The following is a 7,500-nucleotide window of genomic DNA, read 5'->3' as shown; positions in this document are numbered from 1 at the left end:
CATGGAAGCCGATGCCGCCCGGCCCGTCGCCTATGAACAGGTGGTCGATGGCGGAACCGGTGTGCTCTATCGCACCAAGAACGGCTACGCCGTGGTCAAGACCGATCTCGGCCGCGCCGCCTCGGCAACCGCCGACGCCGCGAAACGCTCCGTGAACTGGCTGGCCGGACTGATGCCAAAGGGGCTGTAAGCCCCCTGGCGTTTGACGACCGCGTGGTCAGGCAGGCACATAGGTCAACCTGATCACGTCGTCGCCAATCAAATCGCTGGCCACAAAGCGAAGCGGCGGCCGGGGGCCGGCGAAGAATGGCTTGCCCTGACCGAGCACGAACGGATGGAGGTAGAGTTGATATTCATCGATAAGACCAAGGTCGGTCAGGCTTCGTGCCAGGTCTGGTCCGGAAACTGAAATCTCCCCGACGAGCTCAGCCTTAAGCCCACCTATCACCGCCTCGACGTCGTCCGCGACAAGTGTGGCATTGGGGCCGACCGACTTCAGCGAGCGCGACACAACCCATTTCGGTTGGCTCCGCCACGCCGCCGCGAATTCGTGCGCCTCCGCGTTCCACTCAGGACTGTCTTCGTCCCAATAGCGCATGACCTCGTACATGCCGCGACCGTACACACTGCCACTCAAATTGCGCACTTGCTCCATCCAGTGACGAAAGATTGTCGGGCCTGACGGCATTTTCTGGTGGTCGACGTAACCGTCGAGGGACTGGTTCATTCTGAAAATGAGCTTCGCCATGCTGCAGGATCTCCAACCTCCGGATCGTCAGAATAACTTGAGCCGCCGTTACGCAAAAGTGTGGATCCCAACCGAAATTCAAACCGGGACACGACCCTAGTCCCGCTGCAACTTGACTTTCAGGCTCTTCCAGAACTTGTCGATCAGCGGCTTTTCGGTCGCTGCATCCTCGCCGGCAATGCGGGTGATGAACAGCAGCCCCCGATCGGCCAGGCCGAAGCCGACGATCTCGAAATCGGCGGTGTCGGTGCGTGTCGTCACCTCGGCGCGGATCCCGGTCAATTCCTTGCCGTCGGCGAGTTTGCGCGTCGTCGGCTCCTGCGTCAGCGTGGCGCCGGCCAGCACCGATTCCTTGGTCATCTCCTGCAGCATCAGCTGGTTAAGCGACACCGGATTCATCGCGCCATATTCCTGCACCACGACGATCGTGCCGAGAGCCGACGCCATCAGATACTGCGTGATATCATCGCCGAGGTCGGTCTTGGTCACCGAAATGTTGCTGGGGTGAACGAAGGAGAAAACGCTGCCGGAAAAGGTGGCGAAGTCGTTGCGTTCGAGCGTCACCTTGCTCTGCTTGCCGCCAGGCAGGGTCACGTCTGCGCTCTCGCCGGGATCGATATCGACCGTCACACCGTCGATGGTCAGCTTGAAGGCCTTGAGATCCTCGGCTCCGGCAGGGCCAGCGCACAGCGCGATGAGGATGAGTGCCGCGGCTGATACCTTGCGCATGAAGTCTCCTAACGTCTACGCCACCCCGCTCAGCGCCTTGATGGCACGGTAGAAGGTCGAGGAAAACAGTTCCGTCGGGTCATACTGCCGCTTCGCCGCCAGGAAGGCCGGCAGTTCGGGATAGGAGGCCAGCAATTCCCTGGCCGTATAATGCAGCTGGTAAGGCAGGAAGAAGCGCCCGCCATGCTTGATCGTCACGTCGATCAGCGCCCGCGTCAGCGCCCGCATCCTGGCATTGCCGTCGGCATCGGTCGGCTGGTTGATGTAGAGCACCAGCGAATAGGCCGGCTCCGGCGCGTAGGTCAGCGCCACATCCTCCTTGTGGACGATGCGCACCGAAGCATTGAGCACCGGCAGCGTCTGGTTGCGCAGGATCTCGCGCGCTTCCGCGATGAATTCGACATAGGCGGCACGTGGAATAAAATATTCGTGCAGGATGTCGGTTTCTTCCATCTGATCGTTGAAGAGATAGGGCACCGAATCGTGCATCGGGTTGTTGCGGGTGACGAGACAAGCCTCGCCCTCGGCCATGGCTGAGGTGCGCGCCACCGTGCAGCTTTCGAATTTCGGCTCCAGGGTCTTTTCGGTGAACCACTTCAGTTCCTGGAACAGGCTGCCCCATTTCGCCAGGTTGATGATCACCCGCTTCAACCCAACCGAACCCGGCTCGCCGATCTCAGGCTGATCCGCCGGCGGCTGCTCCGCCACCTTGTCGTAACGGTAGACGATCATGTCCTCGAGGAAATTGCCGGGCGCCGTCGACAGATGGCCGTAGAACAGGCCGATGTCCTTGTTCGGCTCCAGCACCTCGGCGAAGAATTTCGGAAAATCGTCCGATCTGATGATTTCGCGCGAGGTCCGGTAGACGGCGTTGTCGACGACATCGAGCGTCGCCTCCAGCACCACGCCGAACAGGCCGTAGCCGCCCACGACGTGCCGGAACAGATCGGTGTTCTCGGTCGGCGAGCAGGTGGTCACCGAGCCGTCAGCCAGCATCACTCGCATCGAGCGGATCGAGCCCGCCACCGAGCCTGCCTGGTGGTCCATGCCGTGCGCATTGACCGACAGTGAGCCGCCGACCGAGAAGATGTCGGTCGACTGCATCGCCTTCACCGCTAAGCGCGGATGCAGAAGGTTCTGGATGTCGTGCCAGCGCGCGCCCGGCTGCAAGGTCATGGTCTTGGCCGCCGCATCGACGGTGACTTTGTTGAACTTTCTGAGGTCGAGCACCAGCGCGTTGTCGTCGAAGGTATGCCCGCCCATCGAATGGCGGATGGCGGCCAGTGAGACTTTCAGGCCATTGGCACGCGCGAAGGCCAGCGCATTGCCGATGTGCTCGTCCTCGCTGATCTCGACGACGCCGTAAACCGGCGTCATCGACAGGCCGCTGGCATCGTTGATGTCGCCGCCTTTTGCCGACCAGGGCAGCGACGCGTCGAAGGCCGGCGCATTGTCCAGCGGCTTCAGAGGCAGCGCGAAGCCGTCTATATCGGCTATCCGTCCTGCGTTCTTCGGCCCCGAAGGCGCGCGCGCCAGCCGCGCCACCGTGTTGCCGCCCCACAGCACCGCGCCGCCGACGACAGCCGCCCCCAGCAGCAACCGCCGCGACAGGCGAAACCCTTTTTGTTCGTCGGCCATGATATCCCCCGTTGGCCAAGGGATAGCGCGGCTTTTTGGCAAAAACCATAGCGATGCCGCCGGACAGCATTCCGCCGGCCGGCCCTGGGGTCCAGCCGGAAGACCTTATCCAGGTCGCCCGGCATCGAGAGCCGACGGATGAAAATGGCCGATCCCCGGAGGGACCGGCCATGAGTGGAACAGGGCTTGTAAAATCCGGTCAGCAGGTCTGCCGACGCACGATGTTCTCGCCTTACGAGGCCTTCTTGATCGACGTCACGATGCCGGTCTTGTCATCGACAGTCACAGCCACCTTGGCGCCGACCTTCAGTTTCCCGATCGTCGCCTCCGGCGACAGCTGGTAGATCTTGCCGTCGTCGAGGGTGATCGACTTGGTCGTCGGGTCGACGGCCTGGATGGTGCCCTGAACGGTCGCGGCATAGGCGGTGCCGAGGAAGGCGAGCAGAGCGGCGGTGGTTGCGAGGGTCTTCTTCATTGGTAAGCACTCCGTGCTGTTTCACTTTCCGGACCGCCGCCTTGGGAAACGACAGCACCGGACGGCTTGAAACTGGAACGGAAAGCGCTCCCTCCGCAAATCACGTTGGGTGAATTTTCGCAAACAATATCATAGGCTTAATTCCGACATATTGCTTGTTGCCGACATCATTTCAGACCGCTTCGACTCCTCCAATGCCCACTTCTATCCGCGAAAAGAGTCGCTTAGCCGATTGTGACGGCGGCTTTGGATCGCCACGCGGTCGCTGCAATCGACCTCGAGCAGCATCACGAAACAGCCTGCTCACCGACCATCGACACAAATTTTGTTTCATGGTCAGAGGCGGACTATAGGCGTGACAAATACGGCTTCGACGGCTGACGGCTCAGCCCGCCTCGTCCTTCGCGCCGATCTTGCGCACAAGTGCCGCCGTCGCCAGCATCGCGCCCATGTCTGATATCATCGGCGCGACATGCGTGCTGTAATCGAGCGGCACCGAAATATCCGGCAGTTCGAAGAAGTTCTTCGTCTGCGGCAGCAGCAGGAACCCATCGCTGCCATTGAGCGCGACACGGGCCGGATCGTCCGGCCAGGTTTCGCCAAGCCATTTCAGCGCCTGCGCCAGCCGGCCGCTCACCAGCGGCTGTGCCGCTCCGAGATTGTCGGTGCGGAACTCGTAGGCGGCATCAAGCGCCACGTCGCCACTGGACAGTTCCTGCAGCTTGCTGGCGAACATGCCGCGAAAGAAGCTGATGACGGCATTGGTCCGCCGCGTCGCCACCAATATGCCGGGGAACGGCGCGATGGTCTCGAAGGCGACGATGACGCCCTGGAAGGCGGTCGACGAGCCCTTGCCCGACCCTTCCCGCAGATGCGCCTCGTAGAGTTCGAACGGAAACCCTTCGTAGCGGCCCGCGACGATGTCGTCGAACGCCTGCCGGTTGAACGGACCAACCGCCGTGCGCGGCAATCGGTCGAATGAATTCGGCGTCACGCCATGCTGGTAGCGCATGTCGGCGATGAAGCCGAAGATGATCGGCAGCAGCGTCTCGCGGAACGATTGCTGCAGCCGCATCGCCGGTTTCCTGGCCTGGAAATAGAGCAGGATCGAAGCCGCGAAGCCGATCACATAGAGAAATACATGTGGCGTCGAGACCCATTGCTCGTTGGGGTCGGCGACCTTGTTGAACAGCCACGCGACCAGCACCACGGCCACCAGCACCAGCCCCACGAACACCGGCACCCGCCAGCGCACTTGCCGGACCGCCGAGGCCCTCGCCGCTTCATAGGCCTCTATGTCTTTCCGGATGCCGGCGATGACCGTTTCGCTCGGCATGAAATCCGCTGTTTCCACCGCTACCCCCGCAAGCCTCGACAAATTCATGATAGCTGGTTTTGTTCGATGTATCGACTGCAGTGCCTCTTCAACAAATGTCCACGCCTGATTACCACGTGGTTCCCCCAATCCGTCGCTGCTTCGCAGCGCCACCTTTCCCCCTCCGGAGGGAAAGGAAAGGAGCGTTGCTGGACGAGCGCTGACGGCAAAAGCTTGGCGCCTTTCCTCTACCCCGTCGATCGGGGGAGAGGTGGATCGGCGAAGCCGAGACGGAGTGGGGGTCGACCAGCGCCGCAAAAGACAATGCATGCGCCAGCCTGGACCCATAGGCAACGTCTCGTCGCTTGCAGCACTAAGGAAAGACCGCTTTCAGTCGCCCCTCGACCTTGTCACGCACTCGGCCCTCCAATGCCTCCACCACCACCAGCCGCTCACGGTCGCCGGCGCGCAGGCGCATGAAGGGATGCATTTGGTAAGATGCGATCGTGCCGCACGTACCGGCATCGGCACTGACTTCGACAATGAGGATAGAACCGATGCGACCGGGCCATGGCTGGCGGGCGAAGGCGGTGCCGAGGAAATCGCCGAGCCCATAAGCGACCACCGTCTTGTGGATCCTTTCCACCGGCTGCACGACATGGGCGTGATGGCCGGCGATCAGTCCGACGCCCTGCCCGGCCAGCCGCCTGGCCAGAACTCGCGTCTCGGCACGCGGAAAATGCCGGAACTCCCAGTCCCAATGCGGCACGGCGCAGAGAAGATCCAAGCCAGCGCGCGGCCAGCCCGCCGAATCGCTGTCCATCGAAACGCGCCCCGCAAACAGTTTTTCATCGGCGTTGCGCCACAGCGTGAAGGCGGCAAAGCCTACATTGAGCGATCCAACCTGCACCGGCACAACCGGACCGTCGGCGGCCAGGCCGATCGTGCGGATGCCGAGCCGCAGCAACGCCGCGACCGTCTCGTCGAAACCGGCGACGCCCTGATCGAGCACATGGTTGTTGGCCAGCGACAGCACGAGCCTTTCTCGCGCAATACCAACCGCCGCCAGCGCCTCGGCCAGAAACAACTCGCTCATCGCATGATGCGTGCCGAGCCTTGTGCCCAGCGCCGCGCTTGGTCTATCCACCACAGGGCTTTCGCAATTGCCGATCACCAGATCGGCGCCGCCAAGCAGTGCCTTGATCGCCGGATCGCAGTCCGGCGCACCGCGATTGGCCACCGCCGAGATGTCGCCGACGAACGCCAGCCGCATTGTCTGCCTTGGCGCTGAATCGATCAGCGTTTCCGCCATGGGCGAAAAGTCTTGCGCGTCGCCGGCCAGCGATGGCTTGAGGAAACGCGGCAGCCAGGACAGCTTGTAGGAAAGCGGATAGTTCGACACGCGATGCCCAATTGTTTGCCCTGTGTAAACCGTCCTCGCGGCGGGTTGAAGCGCAGCGTTGCAAATGGTGTATATCTGCGCGGCGCGACAAATATTGGGGGGAAAAGATGACACGACTGGCAGGCCTGCTGACATCCGCTTTCATTTTGCTCCTGCCGCTGTCTTCCGCGTCGGCGGCAATGCCCGAAGCGGCTACCCGACTGTTCGAGGCGAAGAGCGTGGCCGCGCGCGACACTGCCCTGTCGGTACTTGAGGCCGCCGCGCCAAAAGACCCGGCATCCGCCTATGCGGCCGGGGCGGGCGAGTTCTTCACCGCACTGGAGATCCTGGCCACCGGCCTGCACCGTCATGGTTTCGAAAGCCCGCAATCCTTCATGCTGCCGCTGATGCGGTTGCCGGTGCCCGATAATCCCAATCCCGAGCCGCTGACTTACGAGCAGTTCCGCGCCATCCTGGTCGGGTTCCGCGACCGGCTGGAGAAATCCGCCGCCACGTTTGCGTCGGTGCCGCCCGATGCCGATATCGGCATGGTCATCGATCTCACCCGCGCGGGCATCGACCTCAACGAGGACGGCACCATCGCGCCGGACGAGAGCATGGCGGCGATCATTGCCGGGTTGTCACGCGGCGGCATTACATCGGACGATGCCGTTCCCACGCTCACCTTCCGTTTCGACCGCGCCGACGGATACTGGCTGCAGGGCTATGCCGAGTTCCTGATGGCGCAGGCCGATTTCTGGCTTGCGCATGATTTCAGGAGCACCTTCGACGGCTCGTTCCACATGCTGTTCCCGCGCGCCAAGCTGCCGTTGCAGGATATTCTGGTGCCGCCGGCCGGCGACATGGGCTCGAGCATCTTCTCCTCGGAATGGCGCATCGCCGATTTCATCTCGATGGTGCATCTCATCAACTGGCCGGTGATCGAGCCGGAGCGCCGTCAAGCAGCGCGCCGCCATTTGCTGGAAATGATCCGGCTGTCGCGCGAGGACTGGAAGGCGATCCGCGCCGAGACCGACAATGACCGCGAATGGCTGCCTGGCCCGCAGCAGAAGGGCGAGAACCCGCTCACCGGCCTCGAAGTCGGCGAGGAGCAGGTTCAGGCCTGGCTCGCCGCCCTGACCATGGCCGAGGATCTCCTGGAAGGCCGCAAGCTGCTGCCGCATTTCCGCGTCACCGCCGGCACAGGCCTAGGA

7 protein-coding genes and 1 pseudogene are annotated in these 7,500 nt (G+C 62.5%); 2 read left to right on the top strand and 6 right to left on the bottom strand.

Annotation, left to right across the window (positions count from 1 at the left end; translation table 11 throughout):
* Positions 1 to 190: pseudogene (locus tag EN984_RS15300) on the top strand (hypothetical protein); the annotation flags it as partial.
* A 27-nt stretch (positions 191 to 217) separates the two neighbouring features.
* Here the strand turns inward: EN984_RS15300 and EN984_RS15295 are convergent.
* From EN984_RS15295 to EN984_RS15270, 6 genes are all read right to left on the bottom strand, one after another.
* A complete protein-coding gene (locus EN984_RS15295) occupies positions 218 to 748 on the bottom strand; it encodes a dihydrofolate reductase family protein (protein WP_127268289.1) in 531 nt (176 codons plus the stop codon).
* A 96-nt stretch (positions 749 to 844) separates the two neighbouring features.
* Entirely contained in the window at positions 845 to 1,477 is a 633-nt protein-coding gene (locus tag EN984_RS15290; protein ID WP_127268288.1) for a hypothetical protein, read from the bottom strand.
* Between the two features lie 15 nt (positions 1,478 to 1,492).
* Positions 1,493 to 3,115 carry an FAD-binding oxidoreductase gene (locus tag EN984_RS15285; RefSeq protein WP_127272514.1) on the bottom strand — a complete coding sequence of 541 codons (1,623 nt, stop codon included), beginning with the start codon at positions 3,113 to 3,115 and terminating at the stop codon, positions 1,493 to 1,495.
* Between the two features lie 232 nt (positions 3,116 to 3,347).
* Complete coding sequence (locus EN984_RS15280; RefSeq protein ID WP_013530037.1) at positions 3,348 to 3,590, bottom strand: DUF1344 domain-containing protein; 243 nt, start codon at positions 3,588 to 3,590, stop codon at positions 3,348 to 3,350.
* A gap of 385 nt (positions 3,591 to 3,975) precedes the next feature.
* Positions 3,976 to 4,926: a hypothetical protein gene (locus EN984_RS15275; protein WP_236382890.1), complete on the bottom strand. Its 951-nt coding sequence runs from the start codon at positions 4,924 to 4,926 to the stop codon at positions 3,976 to 3,978.
* 352 nt (positions 4,927 to 5,278) lie between these two features.
* Positions 5,279 to 6,307: a CapA family protein gene (locus EN984_RS15270; protein WP_127269328.1), complete on the bottom strand. Its 1,029-nt coding sequence runs from the start codon at positions 6,305 to 6,307 to the stop codon at positions 5,279 to 5,281.
* 107 nt (positions 6,308 to 6,414) lie between these two features.
* Here EN984_RS15270 and EN984_RS15265 point away from each other — a divergent pair.
* Positions 6,415 to 7,500 (top strand): hypothetical protein (locus EN984_RS15265; RefSeq protein WP_127383813.1); only part of this gene is annotated, 1,086 nt, incomplete at its 3' end.

This window comes from Mesorhizobium sp. M7A.F.Ca.CA.004.12.1.1, from assembly GCF_003997835.1.
Lineage (GTDB): Bacteria > Pseudomonadota > Alphaproteobacteria > Rhizobiales > Rhizobiaceae > Mesorhizobium.
This window is presented reverse-complemented; position numbering and strand designations above follow the sequence as displayed.